Source organism: Sinimarinibacterium arenosum, from assembly GCF_005047655.1.
In the GTDB taxonomy this organism is placed as follows: domain Bacteria; phylum Pseudomonadota; class Gammaproteobacteria; order Nevskiales; family Nevskiaceae; genus Solimonas.
Genome location: NZ_SUKF01000001.1, coordinates 691,714 through 713,616, shown reverse-complemented (window position 1 = coordinate 713,616; position 21,903 = coordinate 691,714). Strand labels below are relative to the sequence as shown.

At 64.3% G+C, this 21,903-nt stretch carries 26 protein-coding genes; 8 read left to right on the top strand and 18 right to left on the bottom strand.

The annotated features are described in order from the left end of the window. Positions 1-15: 15 nt before the first annotated feature. The 5 genes from E4T66_RS03415 to E4T66_RS03395 form a co-directional block, all read right to left on the bottom strand. A complete protein-coding gene (locus E4T66_RS03415; protein ID WP_136847463.1) occupies positions 16-426 on the bottom strand; it encodes a VOC family protein in 411 nt (136 codons plus the stop codon). A 46-nt stretch (positions 427-472) separates the two neighbouring features. Then, positions 473-892: a YciI family protein gene (locus E4T66_RS03410; protein ID WP_136847462.1), complete on the bottom strand. Its 420-nt coding sequence runs from the start codon at positions 890-892 to the stop codon at positions 473-475. 117 nt (positions 893-1,009) lie between these two features. After that, complete coding sequence (locus E4T66_RS03405; protein WP_136847461.1) at positions 1,010-1,657, bottom strand: glutathione S-transferase family protein; 648 nt, start codon at positions 1,655-1,657, stop codon at positions 1,010-1,012. A gap of 46 nt (positions 1,658-1,703) precedes the next feature. Further along, positions 1,704-2,084, bottom strand: coding sequence for a YciI family protein (locus tag E4T66_RS03400; protein WP_136847460.1), 381 nt, complete (start codon positions 2,082-2,084; stop codon positions 1,704-1,706). A 105-nt stretch (positions 2,085-2,189) separates the two neighbouring features. Beyond that, the gene (locus E4T66_RS03395; RefSeq protein ID WP_136847459.1) at positions 2,190-2,522 is read right to left on the bottom strand and encodes a YciI family protein; all 333 of its coding nucleotides are present in this window, start codon (positions 2,520-2,522) and stop codon (positions 2,190-2,192) included. Positions 2,523-2,723: 201 nt separating this feature from the next. Between E4T66_RS03395 and E4T66_RS03390 the strand changes: the two genes are divergently transcribed. Then, the gene (locus E4T66_RS03390) at positions 2,724-4,037 is read left to right on the top strand and encodes a GDSL-type esterase/lipase family protein (RefSeq protein WP_169577453.1); all 1,314 of its coding nucleotides are present in this window, start codon (positions 2,724-2,726) and stop codon (positions 4,035-4,037) included. Between the two features lie 16 nt (positions 4,038-4,053). On the opposite strand, the gene E4T66_RS03385 is transcribed toward E4T66_RS03390, so the two are convergent. Both E4T66_RS03385 and E4T66_RS03380 read right to left on the bottom strand, forming a co-directional pair. Beyond that, on the bottom strand, positions 4,054-5,658 hold the full coding sequence (locus tag E4T66_RS03385) for an FAD-dependent oxidoreductase (RefSeq protein WP_136847457.1): 1,605 nt from the start codon (positions 5,656-5,658) through the stop codon (positions 4,054-4,056). Next, positions 5,642-6,112, bottom strand: coding sequence for a hypothetical protein (locus E4T66_RS03380; protein ID WP_136847456.1), 471 nt, complete (start codon positions 6,110-6,112; stop codon positions 5,642-5,644). The genes E4T66_RS03385 and E4T66_RS03380 overlap by 17 nt, the downstream gene beginning before the upstream one ends. A gap of 109 nt (positions 6,113-6,221) precedes the next feature. Between E4T66_RS03380 and E4T66_RS03375 the strand changes: the two genes are divergently transcribed. Next, a complete protein-coding gene (locus E4T66_RS03375; RefSeq protein WP_169577452.1) occupies positions 6,222-6,884 on the top strand; it encodes an ankyrin repeat domain-containing protein in 663 nt (220 codons plus the stop codon). On the opposite strand, the gene E4T66_RS03370 is transcribed toward E4T66_RS03375, so the two are convergent. The 10 genes from E4T66_RS03370 to E4T66_RS03325 all read right to left on the bottom strand — a co-directional run bounded on the left by E4T66_RS03370 (position 6,873) and on the right by E4T66_RS03325 (position 15,945). Further along, positions 6,873-7,835 carry a tetratricopeptide repeat protein gene (locus E4T66_RS03370; protein ID WP_136847454.1) on the bottom strand — a complete coding sequence of 321 codons (963 nt, stop codon included), beginning with the start codon at positions 7,833-7,835 and terminating at the stop codon, positions 6,873-6,875. The two genes, E4T66_RS03375 and E4T66_RS03370, sit on opposite strands and share 12 nt — an antisense overlap. A gap of 12 nt (positions 7,836-7,847) precedes the next feature. Then, positions 7,848-8,792, bottom strand: coding sequence for a type II secretion system F family protein (locus E4T66_RS03365; RefSeq protein ID WP_136847453.1), 945 nt, complete (start codon positions 8,790-8,792; stop codon positions 7,848-7,850). 11 nt (positions 8,793-8,803) lie between these two features. Beyond that, on the bottom strand, positions 8,804-9,775 hold the full coding sequence (locus E4T66_RS03360; protein ID WP_136847452.1) for a type II secretion system F family protein: 972 nt from the start codon (positions 9,773-9,775) through the stop codon (positions 8,804-8,806). A gap of 7 nt (positions 9,776-9,782) precedes the next feature. Continuing rightward, entirely contained in the window at positions 9,783-11,162 is a 1,380-nt protein-coding gene (locus E4T66_RS03355) for a CpaF family protein (RefSeq protein WP_136847451.1), read from the bottom strand. A 6-nt stretch (positions 11,163-11,168) separates the two neighbouring features. Beyond that, complete coding sequence (locus E4T66_RS03350; RefSeq protein ID WP_169577451.1) at positions 11,169-12,398, bottom strand: AAA family ATPase; 1,230 nt, start codon at positions 12,396-12,398, stop codon at positions 11,169-11,171. A 5-nt stretch (positions 12,399-12,403) separates the two neighbouring features. Continuing rightward, a complete protein-coding gene (locus E4T66_RS03345) occupies positions 12,404-12,685 on the bottom strand; it encodes a hypothetical protein (RefSeq protein ID WP_136847449.1) in 282 nt (93 codons plus the stop codon). 13 nt (positions 12,686-12,698) lie between these two features. Further along, the gene (locus E4T66_RS03340; RefSeq protein ID WP_211242736.1) at positions 12,699-14,267 is read right to left on the bottom strand and encodes a type II and III secretion system protein family protein; all 1,569 of its coding nucleotides are present in this window, start codon (positions 14,265-14,267) and stop codon (positions 12,699-12,701) included. Positions 14,268-14,294: 27 nt separating this feature from the next. Beyond that, a complete protein-coding gene (cpaB, locus tag E4T66_RS03335) occupies positions 14,295-15,095 on the bottom strand; it encodes a Flp pilus assembly protein CpaB (RefSeq protein ID WP_136847448.1) in 801 nt (266 codons plus the stop codon). A 22-nt stretch (positions 15,096-15,117) separates the two neighbouring features. After that, complete coding sequence (locus E4T66_RS03330; protein WP_136847447.1) at positions 15,118-15,681, bottom strand: A24 family peptidase; 564 nt, start codon at positions 15,679-15,681, stop codon at positions 15,118-15,120. Positions 15,682-15,771: 90 nt separating this feature from the next. Beyond that, positions 15,772-15,945, bottom strand: coding sequence for a Flp family type IVb pilin (locus tag E4T66_RS03325; protein WP_136847446.1), 174 nt, complete (start codon positions 15,943-15,945; stop codon positions 15,772-15,774). Between the two features lie 360 nt (positions 15,946-16,305). On the opposite strand from E4T66_RS03325, the gene E4T66_RS03320 reads away from it, so the two are divergent. The 5 genes from E4T66_RS03320 to E4T66_RS03300 all read left to right on the top strand — a co-directional run bounded on the left by E4T66_RS03320 (position 16,306) and on the right by E4T66_RS03300 (position 19,820). Further along, the gene (locus E4T66_RS03320) at positions 16,306-16,962 is read left to right on the top strand and encodes a response regulator transcription factor (protein WP_169577450.1); all 657 of its coding nucleotides are present in this window, start codon (positions 16,306-16,308) and stop codon (positions 16,960-16,962) included. Between the two features lie 97 nt (positions 16,963-17,059). Then, positions 17,060-17,428, top strand: a complete 369-nt coding sequence (locus tag E4T66_RS03315) for a hypothetical protein (RefSeq protein WP_136847444.1) — start codon at positions 17,060-17,062, stop codon at positions 17,426-17,428. 144 nt (positions 17,429-17,572) lie between these two features. Then, positions 17,573-18,079, top strand: a complete 507-nt coding sequence (locus tag E4T66_RS03310; RefSeq protein WP_136847443.1) for a TadE/TadG family type IV pilus assembly protein — start codon at positions 17,573-17,575, stop codon at positions 18,077-18,079. A gap of 2 nt (positions 18,080-18,081) precedes the next feature. After that, on the top strand, positions 18,082-18,603 hold the full coding sequence (locus tag E4T66_RS03305) for a TadE/TadG family type IV pilus assembly protein (RefSeq protein ID WP_136847442.1): 522 nt from the start codon (positions 18,082-18,084) through the stop codon (positions 18,601-18,603). An 11-nt stretch (positions 18,604-18,614) separates the two neighbouring features. Continuing rightward, the gene (locus tag E4T66_RS03300) at positions 18,615-19,820 is read left to right on the top strand and encodes a vWA domain-containing protein (protein WP_136847441.1); all 1,206 of its coding nucleotides are present in this window, start codon (positions 18,615-18,617) and stop codon (positions 19,818-19,820) included. A gap of 9 nt (positions 19,821-19,829) precedes the next feature. Here E4T66_RS03300 and tadA read toward each other — a convergent pair whose 3' ends face one another. Then, positions 19,830-20,309 carry a tRNA adenosine(34) deaminase TadA gene (tadA, locus tag E4T66_RS03295; protein WP_136847440.1) on the bottom strand — a complete coding sequence of 160 codons (480 nt, stop codon included), beginning with the start codon at positions 20,307-20,309 and terminating at the stop codon, positions 19,830-19,832. Positions 20,310-20,976: 667 nt separating this feature from the next. Here tadA and E4T66_RS03290 point away from each other — a divergent pair. Further along, a complete protein-coding gene (locus tag E4T66_RS03290) occupies positions 20,977-21,879 on the top strand; it encodes a metal-dependent hydrolase (RefSeq protein WP_136847439.1) in 903 nt (300 codons plus the stop codon). The last annotated feature ends 24 nt before the right edge of the window (positions 21,880-21,903 follow it).

Here is a 21,903-nt window from a genome sequence, read left to right as displayed (position 1 = left end):
CCGTTGAATGCGGTCTTACGGCTGTGTCGGCATCGCCGTCATGTCGACGTACGCCAATTCCCAGACGTGTCCATCGAGATCGCGGAACGCATGGCCGTACATGAAGCCGTGATCCTCGGGCTCGCGAAAGGTCGAACCGCCTGCGGCCAGCGCCTTGCGCACGAGTTCATCCACCTCGTTGCGGCTGTCGCAACTCAGGCACACCAGCACTTCAGTGCTTTGCCTGGCATCGCAAATGGGGCCCGGGGTGAATCCGGAAAATTTCTCGTGCGTCAGCAGCATCACGAAAATGCTGTCGGAGACGACCATGCACGCGGCGGTGGCGTCGGTGAACTGCGGATTGAAGGTGAAGCCGAGCTGCCCGAAGAAAGCCTTGGCCCTGTCCAGATCCCGGACCGGCAGATTGACGAAGATCTGTTTTGACATCGTGTCTCTCCAAATCAGCTGATGACTGTGTGCGCGGGACCGGCGCTCAGCGCTGACCGATCGCCTCCTGCATGTCGCGAAAACCCGCCGCGGCCTGTTGCACGTCGTCCGGAAATTCCTCGAACTCCTGGACCTGACGGATCTCAATGATTTCGTTGTCAGACGCCGGGCAGCGCTTGGCCCATTCGATCGCCTCCTCGCGCGAGTTCACGCGGATCATCCAGTAGCCGCCCAGCACTTCCTTGACCTCGGCGAACGGACCGTCGGTGACCACCGGCTTGCCACCCTTGAACGAAACCCGCGCGCCGGCGGACGGCGGATGCAGGCCGTCCAGGCTCACCAGCACGCCGGCCTGCTGCAACGCCTCGTTGTACTTCATCATCGCCGCCACAGCGTCGGCGTCCGGCATCGTTCCCGGTGCGGCGGTCTCATATCCCTTGGGGATCATCAGCATCATGAATCGCATGTCTGTACTCCGGATCAATGAGTGTTTGGCACCCGACTCGCGATGCGCCCGGCGGCGGTGCTGCAGCGCCTCCCCATATCGTCGAATCAGCACGCCGGAAATCGACATCGCATCACGCTAGTTCGGCATCATCGCCAGATACGGCTGCGCCTCCGCCAGCACGCGCGCGTACGACGGGCGCGCACTGAGGCGCTGCAGATACGCCGCGGCGATCGGATGGCTGTCGGCGAACGGCTGCACAACATTGGCGTAGTACAGGGCGGGCGCGGCCGCGCAGTCGGCCATGGTGAAGGTCTCGCCCATCACCCAGGTTCGACCGCGCATGTCGTGCTCGATCATGTCCAGCGCCGTGTACAGCTGGGCACGCGCCTGCGCCACCCCGAAGGCGTCGCCCTGCCCTTCCGGCCGCAGGCGGTCGGTGACGATCTTCTGCATCGGCGTATTCACGTACAGGTCAAAGAAGCGGTCGTACATGCGCATCTGCCGCGCCCCGCCGGGATCCTTGGGAATCAGCGGCGTCGGCCCGGGATAGTGCTGATGCAGGTACTCGATGATGATGCTGGCTTCGGGCACGACGTGATTGCGCGCCGCGTCGTGCAGCACCGGAAACTTGCCGATCGGCCACAGGGCCAGCAGCCGCGCACGCGATGCCGGGTCGGACAGATCGATGAACTCCGGCGTGAATGGCACCGCATTCTCGTACAGCGCGATCAGCGCCTTGTGGCAGAACGACGACAGCGGGTGGAAATACAGACTCAGGGACATCGGCTTCACTCCGGTTTACTCAGTGCAAAGGTCGCCTGCGGCGGGTTCAGCTGGGTGCGCCATAGCGGCTTTCGGCGCGCAGTGCGTCGGCCAGCGGACGCACTTCAATGCTGCCGAAGCGTGCCGACGGCCAGCGCCCCGCGATCTGGATCGCCTCGTTCAGATCGCGGGCCTCGATGATGAAAAACCCGCCCAGGGTCTCCTTGGTTTCGGTGTAGGGACCGTCCGTCGCGGACAGCCTGCCATTGCGGACGCGCACGGTCGTTGCCGTGCGCACGGACTCCAGCGGCGCCGACGCCTGATGGTGACCACTGCGCGTCAGCGCCTCGACGTACTCCAGCGTCTCCTCGCGCAGCGCCGCCCATTCCTCGGACGACAGCGCATCCAGAATCGCCTCATCCTCATAGGCCAGACAGATGTATTTCATACCTCGGAACTCCTGCTGCGTATCGATTGATACGCCTGGATGGATATCCCTGGTCGAACACGGCACGCTGATTTCGACAGCGGCGAGAAAACTCCCGCTCCCGCCTCAGGGCGCCAGCTGCCGGATCGGCCGTACCTCGATGCTGCCGACCCGTGCCGGTGGAATCTTCGCGGCGATCTTCAGCGCTTCGTCCAGATCCGCCGCCTCGATCAGATAGAAGCCGGCCAGCTGCTCCTTGGTTTCGGCAAACGGGCCATCGGTGATCGAGACCTTGCCGTCACGCACGCGCAACGTCGTCGCCGTCGCCACCGGCTGCAGCGCCTCGGCCGCAATCATCTGCCCGCTCGCACGCAGGGCGTCGCCGCAGGCCATGCATTCGGCATCGGGAAACCCTTCCAGCGCGCGTTCGTCGCTGTAGACCAGACACAGATATTTCATCATCGCCTCCACTGGGTCGTTGCACGAGCGTGTTGCCCGGACTTTGCCGCGGCTTTCAGGGCCACTCCCGCATTGTCGTTCGGCGGACGGGTAAATCGACATCCCACGTCCACTCATTGGACGGCGGTTTGGATACCATCCCGGCCCACAGATCGCCCCGACAGCGGGCGGCACCTAATGCGCCCTGGAGGAGACCCGGCGATGCAATTCAGATCATCTGTGGCGCTGGCCGCACTGGCACTGCTGTTGGCCGCCTGCGGCGGCAGCGACACGGGCGCAGAGAAAATGGCCCTGCGCGATGACGGCTGGGTCGGCGTCTGGGCGGCCGCGCCGTATGGCCCCTATCCGGCCGGTCCATTGTCCAGTGCGCTGCCGATCGACCCGCTGGGCTTCACCACCTATTTTCCGGACAACCAGGCCAGCGACCAGAGCTTCCGCATGGTCGTGCATCCGACCCGGGGCGGCAGCACGCTGCGCATCCGCCTGTCCAACCTGATGGGCACACAGCCGGTGCACTTTGAACCGGTGCGCATTGCCCGCCGCGCCGCCGGCCCGGCGCTGGTGCCGGGAACCGACACCGCCGTGCCGTTCGGCGGTGCCGACGGCGTGACCATCGCGCCGGGCGCCGAAGCCATCAGCGACGCCGTCGCGCTGTCGTTCGCCGACGGCGACGATCTGGCCATCAGCTTTCGCGTCGTCGGCAACAGCGGACCGATGACCTGGCATGCAGTGTCGTTCGGCCTGAACTACGTCAGCCTGCCGGGCGGCGGTGACGTCACCCTCGACCCGACCGGCGCGCAGTTCACGCAAGTCAGCGTCGGCTGGTTCTTCGTCAGCGGTGTCGATGTGCTGGCGCCCGAATCCGACGGCGCCATCGTCACGCTCGGCGACTCGATCACCGACGGCGCCTACGAGGTGCCCGAAACCAACACGCGCTGGCCCGACTTTCTGGCGCAGCGTCTGGACACTGCCGGCGTCGACATGGCGGTGCTGAACCAGGGCATCAACAGCAACACTGTGACCGAAGCCGCGGTGTTCGACGGCGAAGTGTTCAAGGGTCCGGCGGCTGAAGCGCGCTTCGACCGCGACGTGCTCGGCCGCTCCGGCGTGCGTGCGATCGTGATCTTCGAAGGCACCAATGATCTGACCTCCGGCATCAACGGCGACGCGGTGTATGCCGGGCTGCGCCGGCTTGCCGACCGCGCCCAGGCCGCTGGCCTGTGCGTGGTGATGGGCACGCTGATGCCGCGCGACGATCTGATCTTCGGCTGGGATCGCGCGACGATGGAAGCAGAGCGGCAGACCGTCAACGCACGGATCCGCGCCGATGCAAACCTTGAAGGCCTCGCCGACTTCGACGCCGTGATGAGCAATCCGATCGATCCGACGCGTCCCAACCCGCTGTACTACTCGCCGGACCTGCTGCACCCGACGTCGATCGGCTTCCAGGTCATGGCCAACGCCGTGCCGCTTGAAGCGCTGGTGCCGCCACCGCTCGGACGCTGCCCGCGCTGATCAGACCGCCGACCTATCAGGCCGCGCTTTCACGCAAACGCGAGGCAAGGCGGCTGGCAAAGCGTTCGGCCAGCGCGGTGATGGTCAGGCTCGGATTGACGCCGAGATTGGCCGCGACCACCGAGCCGTCCATCACGTACAGGCCCGGATAGCCGTGCACCTCGTGATCGCTGTCTATCACGCCATCCGCCGCACTGTGCCCCATCCGGCAGCCACCGAGAATGTGCGCGGTCACCGCCGTGCCGAACAGACTTTCCGGCGCCACGTTGTAGGCCTCGCCCCCGCAAGCCTGGGCCAGTGCCCGGGCTGCCGCGTTGGCCTCGGGGATATAAGTCGGCGCTTCGTGCCCCGGCACCGCCTGCGAGTACAGACCGCGACGGCCGAACGCAAGCCAGCGCCTGCCGAAGCGCAGCTGCAACTGGTTGTCCAGATGCTGCATCACCGTCAGCACACTGATGCGACGCGTCCAGTGGCGGCCGAACCAGTTGCGCCAGAGCGGTTGTTTCAGCCCGGCCCACAGCGTGCGCAGCGCGCGTCGCAGAGGGCGATCGTCGTCGACCAGGCGCGTCATGTACCAGCGCATGAAGTGGTAATTCTCGGGAAAGCGGTTCTGTGTGATGTGCGTGTGCGGATTCGGATAGAAATCCGACGACACCGCGATGCCGTCGCTCAGATCCCGCTGTGCATCCGGATGCAGCGCGGCGACGATCGCCTCGCTGTTGGTGCGCACGCCGTCGCCCAGCCGCGGTGACAACGCCGGCAGGCTGCGCGCGGCATCGCGCGCGCTGAACAGCAGACGCAGGGTGCCGACCACCCCGGCCGACAGCACCACCCGCCGCGCCCGCAACTCACGGCCCTGGCCGAAGCGCCAGGGATGCCGCACCCGCAGCGCATAGCCTCCACCGTGCAGCGGCCGCAGCCCGACCACCTGCTGCTCGGGCAGCACCCGCGCGCCATGGCGCTGTGCCAGATGCAGGTAGTTGTAGTCGAGGGAATTCTTCGAACCGTAAGCGCATCCAGTCAGGCAGCTGCCGCAGAACCGGCAGGTCGTCCGCTCCGGACCGTCTCCGCCGAAGAACGGATCGGGCACCCGTTGTCCGGGTAACTGGCCATCCCCGGCAAACAGGATGCCGACCGGCGTCGCGCCGAAGCTGTCCTCCGCGCCCATCGTTCTCGCGGTCTGCCGCAGCAGTTCGTCCATCTCGGTCAGACGCGGATTGCGCGCACGCCCGAGCATGCGCTTGGCCGTTTCGTAGTGCGGCTGCAGTTCGGCGTGCCAGTCGACGCCGAGCTGCGACCACGCAGGGTCCTGATAGAACGCCGGCTTGGGTTCGAGCAGCACGCTGGCCCAGACCAGCGAGCCGCCGCCGACGCCGACACCGCCGACCAGTCCGACGTGACGGAACAGCGTCTGCGCAAAGAATCCGCGCAGGCCCAGCGCGGGCATCCACAGCAGCTTGAACAGATTGCGTTTGGCCGCGGCGATCTGCTCGGGCCCGATGCGACGCCCCTGCTCCAGCACCAGGACCGACTGCCCTTGCTCCGCCAGTCTCAGTGCCGTGACGGCGCCGCCGAATCCGCTGCCGACAACGATGACGTCAGCGTCAAAGTGCGCGGTCATCAGGAACCCGGCGCAACAGGAAGGGCAGCCCCAAACGCCGCAGCAGCGGCAGACGGAACGTCATCATGCCGAGCAGGGTGTCATCGCCGAGCTGGCGGAATTCGTCTTCGACATAGCGCAGCGACAGCGGCGTCTCGTTGCCATAGGTCGCGACCACTGCCGGCAGACCGTCCAGCCTGGAGGGCTGCCGCACTTCACGCATCGGCACGATGCCCAAGACGCGGCCGTCGCGGCGCACCAGATTCTCGCCGTAGCCGGACGAATCGAAGCGCTTGCCGCACCAGCCGCGCAGCACCGACAGCGGCATGAACCACGACGCCAGCCGCGGCAGCCAGCGCGGCCCGACCAGCTCCGCGCTCCAGACACCGGCGAGTGCGGACGGCGGCGACAGCTGTGCAAACAGTGCGCGGGCGGAGGCCAGGGATTGATGCAGCCGGGGATCGAGTTCATGCATGGCGGCGGCAGTGTACGCAAGGCCTTTTGGTCAGGGGGATTACCCAAAAAACGACGATCCGGCTACCCTGCGCACCCTGCCATTCCGCCCGATCGCCTGGAGCCCCCCCATGAGTGCCGTCCGCCCGCTGATGCTCGCTATTCAGAACCGCGACGCCGAAGCCGCGCGCGCCGCGCTGGAGCGCGACGCCAGCCAGGCCACTGATCCGCTGCCCGGTGGACTGTCGCCGCTGATGTTCGCGCTGTACAACGGCGCACACGAGATCGTCGAACTGCTGAAGCCCTTTCGCGCACTGGACGTCTTCGAATGCGCCGCCAGCAATGATGCCTGGGGTCTGACGCGACACCTGGTCGATGACCCGGCGCTGCTGCAGGCGCACAGCGTCGATGGCTGGACACCGCTGCATCTGGCCGCGTTCTTCGGTGCGCGCGAAACGACGCTGACGCTGGTCGGGCTCGGCGCTGAGCTGGATGCCGTGTCAACCAACCCGATGGCCAATACCCCGATGCACGCGGCGATCGCCGGCGCCGCCGGAGAAAGTCTGGCGCCGCTGCTGATCGCGCTGGGGGCGGATGTGAGCTACGTCGGTGGCAGCGGCGTCAATGCGCTGCATCTGGCCGCTTCGCGTGGCTTCGAATCGCTGTGCAATCTGCTGACAGCCCGCGGCATCGACCGCACCCAGGTCACCGAAGATGGAAAGACCGCCGCAGAGATCGCGCGCGAGCGCGGCCACCTCGCGGTGGCGGCGTCGCTGGATCTGCTACCGGGCTGAGCCCGGCATCGCCACCGCGGTCGGACGCGCCTCTGGCAGCACCTGCGCGGTGCCGGAGGCGATCTCGACCCGCTCCAGATTCTGCTGCGCCAGCGCGTAATAGCTTGGCGACAGTGCGATGGCCTGCTGCAGGTACTGACGCGCGGCAGCCAGATCGCCCTTCATGTACAGCAAATAGCCGACGTTGTTGTAGGCCTGATACGGCTTCATCGTTTCGTTGAAGGCCTGCACGCCACCGCGATAGTCGCCCATGCGCACACGCGCCAGCGCCAGGTTGGACCACGCCACGGCATAGTCCGGATTGATGGCCAGCGCACGTTCGAAGGTCGAAGCCGCAGCGCGATAGTTTCCGGCGAGGTACATCGAGTAGCCGTAGTTGTTCAGCAAGCTCGCGTCGTTCGGCCGCTGCTGCATCGCGGCGCGATAGTACGTCTGCGCCTGCATCGGCAGATGTCCCAGATCCGACAACACACCCAGGCCCACCTGCGCACGCCAGCATCGCGCATCGGCCGCGACGGCCTGCTGCAGATAGCTGCGCGCCGCATCCGGCTGATGGCTCTTCAGCAGAATCAGACCGACGCCTTCGAGTGCGGGCGCCAGACGCGGATTGATCTTCAGCGCATCCTCGTACGCCTGCCGGGCAGCGGAGAGATCGCCCCGCTGCTCATGCAGCGCGCCAATGCTGGCGCGGATCTCCGCGCTGTCCGGACGGATGCGCAGCGCCTCGACGTAGTCGACCAGTGCGGCATCGACGTCGCCGTTGCGCACCGCCAGTTGCGCGCGCTCGATCAGCGGCTGCGCCTCGGCGGGATTCATCGGCTTGTCAGCCTTCGCATTGCGAGTCGCGTCCGTCGAATGGTCTGAATCCACACGATGCAGCGCGCAACCGCTGCTCAGCAGCATCAGACTCGCGGCAACAACGGCTGCGGAAAACTTGTTGAACGGATTCATGTCGATGTCCGGTTAGAAATCGGAAGCAGCGAGCGCGCGAATCGCGCCGATCACCGCGGGGCCGACGGCGATGATGAAAAAGGACGGAAAGATGCAGAAGCACAGCGGAAAGATCAGCTTGGTACCGACCATCGCCGCCTGCTCCTCCGCGCGCTGACTGCGCTTGTCGCGAAACTCGTCCGCATAGATGCGCAGAATTTCGGCAATCGGACTGCCAAAGCGCAGCGACTGCGACAGCAGCGACACCAGTCCCCGGATCTCGTCCAGCCCGGTACGCTCGGTCAGATTTTTCAGGGCCACGATGCGGTCGACGCCGCCACGGATCTCGGCATTGACCTGCTCCAGCTCCTGCGCCAGCAGCGGGCTGCTAAGACCCAACTGACGCGCCACACGTTGCAGCGCGCCATTCAGACCCAAACCCGCCTCGGTGCAGGACACCAGCAGATCCAGGGCATCCGGCAGGGCATTGAGCATCTCGTTGTGTCGTGTCGAGATGCGCGCATTCAGATACGCATTCGGCAGCATCATGCCAATAAAGGCGGCGAGGAAGCCGAACAGCGGCAGGTACACCCAGGGCAGATCGCGTTCGACCACCAGCCACACCACCAAGACCAGCGGAAACACCACGCCGAGCACCGCTTTCAGCGCGTAGAAGCCAATCGCCGCGATGTCCGAACGCATTCCGGCACGCAGCAGTTTCACGCGCAGCGTCTCACGCTCTTTCTCTTTCTTCGGCAGCAGATATGGCGCCAGCGGCCGCAGTACATTGCGCAGTCCCGACGCGCGACTGTTGTGGCCATGCGTCTCGACCTTGCCAAGCGCAGCCAGGCGCCGGCGCAATGGATCGCCGCGCATTCCCGCCAGACCGAAGACTGCACTCGCCGCGAGCATCACCACCACACCGACCACTGCAGCCAGTGCCCAGGTCATTGAACTCCCCGCAAGCCATTGGACCATGGTCGTCTCCCTCAGTAGCGCACGCGGATCACGCGGCGGATCCACAACACACCCACGCTCATGATCACCAGCGCCGCGACGATCATGCGTACCCCCGCCGGATCGTCCACCAGCAATGGCAGATAGTCAGGCGACGTGATCGCGAGCACCAATGCCAGCACGAACGGCATCAGCACCAGAATCCACGCCGACATGCGGCCCTCCGCGGTCAGAGTGCGCAAACGCCGCTGAAAACGCTGACGCTGGCGCAGCGTATACGCGACCCGATCAAAGATCTCGGCCATGTTGCCGCCGGTTTCGCGCTGCACCAGCACCGCGGTCACCATCGCCGACAGGCTGATGCTCGGCACACGCTCCAGCAGCGCCATGAAGCCGGACTTCACGCTCAGGCCATAGTTGATATCCGAAAAGGTGATGCCGAGCTCGGTCGCGACCGGATCACTCATCTCCTGCGACACCACCTTCAATGTCTCGTTGAACGGGTTGCCCGCGCGCAATGCCCGACTCATGACATCGAGCGCATCCGGCAGGTCGGCCTCGAACTGCTGCAGGCGCTGGTTACGGTCCCTCAGCAGCTTTGCGTACGGCAGCGGCAGCACCAGCAGAAACAGCACTGCACCCATCAGCGGTCGCCCGGCGAGCGTGAATCCCAGCCCCACCAGCAGCGCCAATACCAATGAAAGAAGCACCAGCCGATACGCCGGCGCCGGCCTGCCGGCCTGTTCGCACAAGGTTTCGACCCTGCGCATGCCCGGCAGACTTTCGAGCCAGAGCTCGAATGGATTGAGATCGCGCAGATACTGCTCGCGCAACAAGGACTGCGCCTTCTCGCCGTCAGCCTGGTTGACGCCAATGCGCTGCATGCGATCCCGCAGTTGCTGCTTGCGATCGCGTCCGGTGAATGCAGCCACGGCCAGGGTCGCTGCGAACACCGCAGTGAATGCAAGAACGGGAATCAGCCAGGGCATATGCGTCAGAGTCATGGCGCGTCTACAGTTTGCGATCCGGATCAAACATCGCCAGGTCGAGCTCCAGACCGCGGCGGCGCAGATGATCGTGAAAGTGCGGCACCAGGCCGGTGGCGACGAATGCGCCGACGACGTTGCCATCGGCATCCAGGCCCTCGCGCTCAAAGCGGAAGATTTCGGCCATGGTCACGATGTCGCCCTCCATGCCCTGGATTTCCTGCAGGCTGACCAATCGGCGACGACCATCCTCCATGCGTTCAAGCTGGATCACGATGTCGATCGCCGAGGCAATCTGTGAGCGTACTGCCTTGGTCGGCAGATCCACGCCGGCCATGGCGACCATGTTCTCGATACGGGACAGCGCGTCACGCGGGGTATTGGCGTGGATCGTCGTCAGCGAACCATCGTGCCCGGTGTTCATCGCCTGCAGCATGTCCAGCGCCTCACCGCCACGAACCTCGCCGACAATGATGCGATCCGGCCGCATGCGCAGCGCGTTGCGAACCAGATCGCGCTGGGTGACGTTGCCGCGACCTTCAATATTTGCGGGCCGGGTTTCCATGCGGCCGACATGCGGCTGACGCAGCTGCAGCTCGGCAGAGTCCTCGATCGTCAGAATGCGTTCGTTGGCGGGAATGAACCCTGACATCACATTCAGCATCGTGGTCTTGCCGGAACCGGTTCCGCCGGAGATCAGCACGTTGAGGCGACAGCGCACGATGCCTTCAAGCACGCGCGCGATCGGCTCGGTCAGCGTGCCGATGCGGATGAAATCCTCGATCGCCATGCGGTCACGCGCGAAGCGACGGATCGACAGCATTGCGCCATCCAGCGCCAGCGGCGGAATGATGGCATTGACGCGGGAACCGTCCGGCAGACGCGCATCCACCATTGGCGAGGCTTCGTCGATGCGGCGGCCAACCCGGGTGACGATGCGGTCAATGATCGTCATCAGATGGGCTTCGTCGCGAAAGCGCAGCGCCGTCGGCTCCAGCTTGCCACCACGTTCGACGAAGACCTTCTCCGGCCCGTTGACCAGAATGTCCGACACCGTCGGGTCCAGCAGCAATGGCTCCAGCGGACCCAGGCCCAGGATTTCATCCTCGATGCGCTGCGCCATCTGCTGGCGTACATGCACCGACAACGGCACCGACAAGTCAGTCATCATGCGCAGGGCTTGTTCACGAATCTCGCGACGCGCCGCCGCTTCATCGAGCAAACCCAGACGCGACAGCTCCAGCTGCTGCAGCAGAGCCTGATGAATACGCCGCAGCCATTCCTCCTCCTGCGGCGTCGGTATCCACGGTTCGATCGCGGCCGGAGCCGGCGGCGCCGTCGGACTGGCACCCGGCCTGACCGGCGCCGGGCGCATCGGAGCAGATTTGTTTCCGAATCCGAGCATGGTCGATTACCGCATGCCCAGCACGCGCTGCAAGGCGCGCTTGACCGGCCGCTCGGCCTGCCGCGGCGGCGCGTCCGCCGCAGCAACACCGGCGTCGACGCGCTCGGCAATCGCACACAGCGCGCGGGTCAGCGGTGCATTGCGCGCACCTTCGTACACCGGCACACCGAGGTTCTGCGCTTCGGTGGCGACGACAAAATCATTCGGAATCAGCACCAGATTCTGCGGGCGAACCGCCGCACGAATGTCGTCGGTGGTGATCGGGTTCTTCTCGACGTAGCGGTTGACCACCAGGGAAATGCGTTCCGGCGGCACCCCGACATAGCCCTGCAGCAGTTCGAACATGCGCTTGGTATCGCGCAGATGCGAGAAGCTCTGCTGGCTGACCACCAGCACGTTGTCGGCGGCGCCGAGCACCATGGTGGTCAGTGCATCGATCTGTCGAGGCAGATCGACCACCACATGCTGGTAGGTCTGCAACGCCAGACCGAGCAGGCGATGTACCGCCTCCACCGACACTTCGGATGGAATCGCCAGCTGATCCGAGATCGCACCCAGCACATGCAGGCCGCTCTCGTGCTTGGTCATGTACCCGGTCAGTGCCACCGGATCGAGCTGATCGACGGCGGCGATCGCATCGAACAAGGTGTCGCGGCTGTGCAGATCCAGCGACAACGGCAAGGCGCCGAACTGCAGATCCATATCGATCAGCGCGACGCTGCGCTGCTGATGCACAGTCAGGATGTGCGCCAGATTGCACGCCACAAACGAGCCGCCTGAGCCGCCCTTGGCGGTGATCACTGCGGTGAGCTTGCCGCCGGTACCGGGCGCGTGGCTGATGATGCGTTCACTGAGGACCTGGCGAATCGCACTGACTAACAGCTCTGATGTCAGCGGCGGCGACAGATAGTCGCGCGCGCCCAGTTGCATCGCACGCCGCATCGTCTGCGGATCGTTGGCGGGACCGATGACGATCAACGGCGTGTTGGCGCCGCGCAAATCCCAGTCGTTCAGCAACGCGCCGCCGCGATCACCGAGGTCAGCAATGACCAGATGCGCCGCGCTCTTGCCGTCGCCGAGCGGATCGATATGACCATCAATCACCACCTGCGTCCGCACATCCAGGTCGCGCTCGGCGGCGAGCATGGCGGACACCTGCTCGGCTGCGGCCAGGGTCGGCGCGGCCACCAGCACGATGGCTCTGTTGGATGCAGTCAGTTCGGATTGGGCGCTCATGAGCATCATTCCGCAACCTTGATTTTCATGGTCTGCTGCACGTCCTCGGGATTGCCGACGTATTCGCGATAGGTCTTGAGGACCGCCTCACTGTGCACGCCATCCAGCCCTGTCACCACCGGCGCCGGTGTGCGCGCCGCTTCAGGGTTGTAGGTCTGCGCCGAGATCATCTGGCGCACCGACTTGCCGAAATCGTCTTCAACCTTGGTCGGATCCGTCGAGGTCACACAGCCGCCGAGCAACAGCGCCGGCAGGCAGATCGCAGCAGGCAGGAATTTCAGGTTCATGGCAGTTCCTCGATCAGAAGTCGTGTCCGAAGCGAGCCGCTTCGGGGCCGCCCTTGGAGCTTTGAATCCGATGCGGCAGCAATGCGGCGCCTTCTTCCATGCGACCCATCAGGTAAAAGTCGCGATCGCTCGGCGGCACAAAGCTGTCGGTCGGCAAGCGCGGGCGACCACTGGCGATGGGTTGCGCCAGATGCGGCGTGACAAAGATCACCAGCTCGGTCTGGCCAGACAGAAATTCCTGGCTGCGGAACAGCGCACCGAGGCCCGGGATGTCGCCGAGGCCGGGCAGCTTGTCGACGAACTCACGAACGTTGTCGCTGATCAAGCCGGCAATGCCAATGGTCTGGCCGTCGCCCAGCTCGACCGTGCTCATCGCGCTGCGCTTGCTCAGCGAGGGAATCACGAAACTGCTGGTCGTGCCAGACGACGACAGCGCAACGTTGTTGTCCTGCGACAGTTCGCTGACGCTGACGTTAAGCTTGAGATTGATGCGTCCTGAATCCAGCACCACCGGTAGAAACTTCACGCCGACACCGAATTCCTTGAACTGGATCGTGACCGCGTTGTTGGAGCCGCCCTGCGGTACCGGAATCGGAAATTCGCCGCCGGACAGGAATTCAGCTTCCTGGCCATTGAGCGTGGTCAGCGTCGGCTCCGACAGAATCTTGGCCAGACCGTTGCGGCGCGAAATATCCAGCACCGCCTGCAGGAACAGATCGCCCTTCAGATAGTTCAGGAAGATACCGGCCGACTCGATCACCGGCATTGATGGATCAAACTTGTCCACCACCGGACCGATCGCCCCGGCAGAGCCATTGAGCGACCCCAGAATCGGCGTTTCGAGTCCGTCGGGATTCAGCGCGTTGGGAAAGCTCGCCCCGCCCTGCACCGCCCCGATACCGCCGTTGCGACCCAGATTGAAGATGTTGAAGTTGGCGTCCATGCGCTTGAGCACCGTGCGCGCCATTTCGGCCACGGTAATGTGCAACATCACCTGCTGCGCCCCGCCGACCTGCATCAGGTTGACCACCTTGCCCTTGTCGCAGTCCTGGCCTTCGCCGGTGCCGGGCAGCACTTTCTGGACCGAGCCACCTTCACTGGTCTCGGCCTTGATGCATTCCGGCAAAAAGCTTTCGGCCAATGCAATCGCCGCCTGCAGGCGCGCCATGTTGCCGACCTCTCCAGACAGGATGATGTTCTCCTGTGCCGATCGGACTTCGATCGGGTCGCCCGGCAGCAGCGCGTGCAGCTTGCTCTTCAGCGTATTGAGGTCATGCACGACCTCGATGTTGTAGACCGACAGCACGCGACCGTCCTTGCCCCACAGCATCAGATTGGTCGCGCCCAGCGCCTTGCCGACAATCTGCAGCTCGCGATCGCCCAGCACCACAATGTCGGCGACACCCGGATTGCCAACCGAAGCGCGCTTGGCCGGAGCGTTCAGGCTGACCGAAACCGACTTGTTCATCGGCACCGCCAGCTCGATCGCGGCGCCGGCAGCCCACGACGCCAACGGCGCCCACAGCAGTGCACAGGCCAGTGCCATCGATCCAAAGTGACGACGGCGGAATGAAATTTTCATGGACGGGAGCTCCTTATGCGCACTGCATCAGTTGCGGCTGTCGTCGACGCCGTCGACGCGAGTCCCGCGGATGACGGTCATTCCCGCCTCCTTGCGTGGGCGCACCGTCTTGGGCGTGGACTTCGACACCGGCGGCTGCACCATGGCCACCTCCGGCACCGATTCATCTTCGGGATTGCGCAGCGCCAGTTGCACGCTGCCTTCGATGGTCGCCTGCACCAGCACCTCCGCCTCGCTCGGATCGGTTTCCAGGGTCACCGCGCGCACCACCACCGGCTTGTCCTCAGCACCGGCCGATGCGGTCTGGTCCACAGCCAGTACCCGCAAGTTGTGCAGGATCGTTCGCGTCTGATACTCCTGCCGCTCGTTCTGCTTGGACGCCACTACGTCAACGCGACTGCCCGGCAGCAGGAAGCCGCCGACACCCACGACGTCATCCACGCGGACCGTCACCGCTCGCTTGTTGGGTCCGATCAGGCTTGCCATCAAGGGACTGGTGGCTGGGTCGGCAATGCGCTGCGCGAGGACCGGTTCGCCGGGAAAGATCTGGTACTTCGACACCATGCCGACAACCTGGTCGATCTGATTGAAGGCACCCTTCGGCACCGCATCCGCCGGCCAGCGCGCGGTGCGCAACTGCCCGGCATCAATGCGTTTGCCGAACGCCAGTTCCTGATCGGCAACGACGACTTCTGTGATGTCACGGCTCGCCTGCGCTTCGGCTGCGGCCATGCTCTGCCGTGCCCAGCGCTGTGCGAACATCGCCGCGGCGATGCCCAGCACCAGGGCTACGGCGAGAAAAATGAGGGAATTGCGCTTGTTGCTCATGAACCCTGCTCCCTGCTGCGCACTACGCCGTGACCGGCGTCGCGTGTGTGACGCGCCACAGCGCGACCGTCATGCAACCCATGGCAATGGCTGCGGCGTAGGGAAACCGCCGTGCTGCGGCGCTGTCCGCCGGCGCCGGCACCCAGACCCTGGCCATTGCGTAATCGAAAAACTGGCGTCCTGTAGCAAGTACGCCGCGACGCAGGCCGTCGCCGTGCAGCAGGATCGCGAACGCCATCACACCGCCGGCAATCAGAGACCAGCCGGTGGCCCAGGCCGCATCGACCGGACCCAGAAACGCACCAGCGGCCGCCATCAACTTGACGTCACCAGCCGCCATGCCGCCGCGCGCATAAAACGGCAGCAGCAATAGCAGCCCGACCGCGAGCCCCCCTAGCGACGAAGCAATGCCGGGGAGTCCGGCAGCAATGGCATTCAATGTCAGGGCCGCAACGATGCCGCCCAGAACAATGCCGTTGTCGATTCGATGCCAGCGCAGATCGCGCCAGACTGCCGCGATCAGCAGCAACGCCAGTGACCACTGCAGGATCGCATTGGCGGCGAACGTGGAGTCGAGGTCAGGCATCGTCAGTGCTTTTCTTATTGGTGTTGGCGATCGTGGCGCCCGGTGACCGGACCGTGGAATACGCCCCACGGTCCGATTCCGGCCAATGCCTTACTTATTCAGCTCGGTGTTGATGCCGGTGATCTTCTTGTCGACGGTGCCGCCCAGCAGCGCGAACGCCGCAACAACCGCAGCTGCGATCAAGCCGCCGGCGACCGCGTACTCAACGGTCGTGAGGCCTTCTTCATCACGCAGAAACCGCACAATGCTTTCCCGAATGGACATGGTGAATCTCCTAGAACCCTGCTCAGATGCTCAAACGAGAGGCCCATGCCGCCAACGCCAGAATCACCCCGCGTGGAATACGTCTATGGCCTGCTCTCTTCGGTTGCGACGCCGTCAGACATCAGTAGCGAACGGCGCCGTAAACCTTGCAGCCAAGTTAAGCGGCGGTTCAGAGAGCGTCAAGGGTATACCCTGTAGATATTAATGCCCAGCCATGGCTTTCCATGTAGTCGCGTTCGAAGATGTTCTTCGCCAACACAAGGACTTAGCGAAACAAGCGGACGATTGGCCGCAGAATCGCGTCATTGCAGGCGTGTGAAAGCTATGGCTATCATTCGCTCAGTCGAGGGTATACCCGGTATGACAAGCAACGGCACCATTCACATCATCGAGCCAGACGACGCACTCCGCGGCTCGCTGCAACAGTTCCTCTCCGCCATGGCACTGGAGACCCGGACCTATGCGCGCGCTGAGGATTTCGTTTCGCAAGACGGCAGTGCCGAACCGGGCTGCGTCGTCACCGAAGTGTTCTTGCCCGGCATGACCGGGCTGGAACTGCAGCAGCAGCTCAACGGTGCGGGCGAATCGATGCCGATCATCTTTGTGTCGGAATTTGCCGACGTCGATACGGCTGTGCGCGCAGTGCAGGCCGGAGCGGTCGGATTCCTGACCAAGCCTTTCTCGCGTCACGCCCTGCTGGAAAATGTGCGGGCCGCGCTGGAGCGCGATCAACTCCGCCGCCGCCGTGAGGCCGAGCGCAGCGTGGCGCTGGCGCACATTGACAGCCTCAGCACCCGCGAACGCGAACTGCTCGATTGCGTCATGCAAGGCATGAAGAACCGCGAAATCGCGGAAAAGCTCGGCCTGAACCTGAAGACCATCGAGATGCACCGCGGTCGCATGATGTCCAAGATGCACGCCGACAATCTGATCGACCTGATCAAGCACTACCAACTGGCCTATCCGGCGATGCTCGCCGATGGCAGCGCCATCGATCGGCGTACGCGCAACGCCTGAGCGTCACACTGTCGCGGACGCTGCGCAGCCGCCATAATGAAGCCTGACATTTGAGGCCCGGCGTCAATTCGACGCGGCGAATCGCTTCGGATTGAACATGGCGTCGATCGAACTCTCCACCGAAGATGCAGCGCTGATCGTGCTGGCCCTGGCATCCGACCGCTTCGGTGCCGCCGCGCAGCTGGACGTCGGCATCCTGCGCGAGCACTGGCGCAACCTGGGGCTGCGCGCCGACGATCTGATCCAGGGGATCGCCGCACTGGCTCGAGATGGTCGCGCAACGGCGCATAGCCGCGATCAAAATCCGTTCATTGCCCTGTCCGCCGATTGCGCCGATTCCCTGTGTCCCGATCAGGGGGTCTCTGGCCTGCCGCAGCGCCTGCGCGACATGCTGTCCGTCGCCGCTGAACGCGGCACCCAGCCGAGCGAAAACCAGTCCGGCGAGCGCCGCGACGGCTTCCGCTAGCCCGGCTCGAAAAGCCGGACATGCCGGGACCGACGTCCGGCATAGCGCAAATTCTCTATAGCGCAATACAGGGTTTACCCTGAAACTGACCGCTGTCGATCGTGGGCAACCCGTGTGCGGACCACGTTCCAGCGGAGTCGCTTCATGCAATCCAGAACTCAGCGCAAATGCGCAACACCCGTCCAGCGATGCCATCGTCGGGGCCGCGGACTGGTCGTGGTCGAACTGGCGATCCTGATGCCGGTGTTCATCCTGATGATCTTTGCCATGCTCGATTTCAGCCGCATGATGTTCACCAAGATCACCTTGCAGCACGCGATGCGCGAGGCCGGTCGCTTTGGCGTGACCGGCCGCAGCCTGCCGGATCCCAATCACCCGGAAACCCTGCAATCGCGGCTCGCCTCGATCAAGCAGGTCGTGCGCGAGAAGGCGATTGGCGTACAGGTCGATCCCAACGCCATCTACATTTCCAGTGTCAGCGGTGGCGCCAACAACGCGGGCGGCCCGGGCGACACTTTCACGCTTTCGCTGGACTACGAATTCCATTTCATCACGCCGTTTGTCGGCAAGTACTTCGACAACGGCGGCCACGCGTTCACGGTCAGCACGACGTTCCGCAATGAGCCATTCCCGCCGGGAGCCGAACTTTGAACGTGCCGGCGAAAACCCGGCGCCGGCATCGTGCGATGCGCGGCGTTGCTGTGGTGGAAATGGTGATGGTGTTGCCGATCCTGCTGGTGCTGATGTTCGGTGTCATCGACATCGGCCGTTCGATCCTGTCGCATCAGGTGCTGATCAATCTCAGCCGTGAGGCCGCCAATCTCACCTCGCGCGGCACCAGCCTGGATGATGCCATCGCGGCGATTCAGGTCTCCGCCGCACCATTGAACATCGAACGCGACGGTTATGTGCTGATCACCGAAGTACTGCGCGATGCGAGTGGCCGCCTCAGCATCGTGCAGCAACGCGCAGCCGGTGGCGAAGTGCACGCCAGCCGCATCGGCACCGGCGTCGGCAATACCGCTGTACTGCCACCGACCTCCACCGCCATTCCTCCGATCGGCCGCAACCTGTTTGCCGCAGAGGTGTTCTACCACTCGGAGCCGATCACCCCGCTCGGCAGCCTGGTCGACATCAACACCGGTGGCGTCTACTACGACGTCGCGTTCTTCTGAGGCGCGCCGCCATGCCTGCAAACCGATCCACTCCCAACCGACAACGCGGCGTCATCCTGGTGACGTTCCTGATCAGCGCCATCGCCATGCTGCTGTTCTTCGGTCTGGCCATCGACGTCGGCTTCCTCTACATGAGCCGCGCCGCACTCGCCAAGAGCGTCGACGCCGCCGCCTTGACCGGCGTGCGCAATCTGTCGGACGGCGACGCCACCGCGCGCGCGATCGCCGAGAGCGCGTTCGGAATGAACTACGCCGCATCCGGCATGACCACGCGCCAGTCGTCAGAACCCACGGTCAACGTCACCTTCAGCACCGACGAACTCGGCAACAAGCGCGTGGGCGTCGAAGCCAACGTCCTGCTGAATACCTATTTCATCCGTCTGCTGCCGCAATGGCAGACGATCAACGTCAAAGCCTACGCACAGGCCTCACGGGCGCGACTGGTCATGGGCATCGCCCTCGATCGCTCCGGCTCCATGAGCAGCAACGGTGGCGCAGCCGCGCTGCCGGGCGCGGTCACCACCTTCATCAACTACTTTGACGACGCCAACGACCGCGCCGCGCTTTCGAGCTACGCAGACCATGCACGGCTCGATGTGTCGATGCGCCATAACTTCAAGGCGCTGATTCGCACCGCTGCTAACAATCTGCGCTTCGGTGGCTGGACCTATTCGCACGGGGGTATCGACATTGCCCGAGACCAGATCGTCAATGCGCCGCTCGAACTCAACGAGAACGTCCTCAAGGTGCTGATCTTCTTCACCGACGGCTACGCCAATTCATTTCTGGGCGATGTCGAGTGCTCGACCAGGAACGTGTTCCGCAGTCTGGTACTGGTTCCCGGCAGTGGTGAATACGATTTTCGTGATCCATCCAGCGGCGACACCGTTCGCTGCAGGCGCGACCCGGCCACCTTCTATTCGCAGGAGTACGCGGCAAACCGCACGCGCAATAGCGGCAATGTCACTGCCGAAGGAAAATTCCGCGCCGAGCAGGCGGCCGCGCAGGCACGGGAGTCCGGAATCCTGGTTTTCGCCATCGGCCTGGGCAACAGCATCGATCGCGACTCGCTGCGCAAGATGGCCAATGATCCGGCCAGCGGCAGCTTCAATCCGGACCAGCCCGCCGGCGTCGCCGTCTTCGCACCCACGGCGGCGGACCTGGATACCGCGTTCCGTCAGATCGCCGCGAAGATCCTGTTGCGCCTGACGCAGTAGCGCGATCGGCTAGCCGCGGCGGCTTCGAAAGAAGGTGCGCAACAGCTGCGCACACTCGTCTTCGAGTACGCCCCCGCGCCAGAGCAGGCGATGGTTCAGCCGCGGCGCGGCGATAACGTCGTACACCGACGACACCGCGCCGGCCTTGGGGTCGTAGGCGCCGAACACCAACCGCGAAACGCGCGCATGCACGATAGCGCCGGCGCACATCACACAAGGCTCCAGCGTGACGTACAGCGTGGTATCGAGCACCCGGTAATTCTGATCCGCCGCCGCCGCGGCGCGCAGCGCAACGATCTCCGCATGCGCGCTGGGATCGTGCGTGCCGATCGGACGGTTCCAGCCCTCCCCCACGACGCGATCCCCGCGCACCACCACGGCACCGACCGGGACTTCACCCGCCGCCTCGGCGCGGTGCGCCAGCAGCATGGCATGCCGCATCCAGTACAGGTCGCGCGCCTGCGGATCGATGTCGTCAGTCCGGTCCATGCCCTCAGGAATCCAGATACCCGCGACGCCTCCTTGCCGGCAGCGACGCGCAAATGATTGTCGGAACGCGTTCGAGATCCATGATCGGAATGTCCCGCTTCACCGGTCCCCGAAAGCCGGCGCGCACGGTAGCAGAGTCGCCGCGCGCGGTCAGGCCGCAGACGCCTGCCGCCACCGTGAACCGCGTCAAACCCGGCGGTGCACCGCATCGCGCCATGAACGGACGGGCGTGATCAGATTCAGGCCCCGGAGCTTCCGTCAATCCCGGTGCGTCAGCAAATCAGCGACGGGCGGAAGCGGCTCATCCTTCATAGCGGGGTGTTCTGAAAAAGTTAACAGTGTTAGATTAACAGTGTCAATATTATTCCAGATGCATTGTCCAGCTCCGCTTGCGAAGGAACAGGTCGTGGCCAGAACACCGTATTCAGTGGGTGTGTGCAGTCAACGCCGGGAGGCGATCCTGGACCTCTGCACCCAGGCCATTACCCGCCACGGGTTCCGGATCGGGGGCATGGGCGGGTTTGTTTGGAATGGTCCGGTCCGTCCGGACCGGGGCGTGACGACGAGACCCTCACGCCAGTGGTGATTCAGACCTTGTGTGCTGGCAGGAAGATGACTTCCCCGGCAGATACCGCTGCGCACGGCCCGCTCATGGAGACGACACGATATGCATAAGCCATCGACTCGCCAGTACCCCATCCCCCAGCCCCGCAAAATCCCCTTCGAGTTTCCGGATGATCTGCAGCCGGTCTGGAAAGCACACGATCCGGAGTTCTGCGCCATGGTCAACGGGGCGTCGATCACCATGCCGTATCTCGAGCCGTTTCTGATCAAGACGGTGCGCGAGGCCACGGCCGATATGGACGACGGCTACGTCAAGGACTCGGGCCGTGCCTTCAACACCCAGGAGCAGTATCACTTCACGACCCACCGTCGCTTCAACGAGCTGCTCAAGGCCAAAGGCTATGCCGAACTGGCGGATATCGAGCAGGACCTGACGCGTCATTACGCCAAGCTCCAGCGCCAGTCGCTGCGCAAGCGGATGGCCTACACCGCCGGCTTCGAAGCCATGACCCTTGGGGTGACCAAATGGCTGATCGAACAGCGCGTTGATCTCTTCAGCGGTGCGGATACCCGCGTGGCGTCCTTCATCCTGTGGCACTTTGTGGAGGAGTCCGAGCACAAATGCGTTGCCCACGACGTCTATCAGACCCGATTCGGCGGCAGCATTGGCGCCTATTTCGTGCGCATGCTCGGCGTGTTCCATGGCTCCGGTGCGGTGGCGTGGTATTCCATGCGCGGCTACAAGACGATCCTCAAGAAGGATGGCCGCTGGCACAGCGTGCGCTCACGTCTGCGCCTGGCTCGCCGACTGTGGGGCTTTATCCGCTATGTCGCGCCCTATCTGCTGCGTGCCGCCCTGCCGGGGCATGACCCGCGCAACGAAAAAGAACTGCGCTGGGTCGAGGACTGGATCGCCGGGTACCGCCAGTGGCCGGAAGACCAGGTGCCGCTGCTCGACACGCGCCATCCCGACATTCCGGTGCCATTTCTGGCCCGCACGGCGTAGCACACCCCGTTTACGACAGGAGCA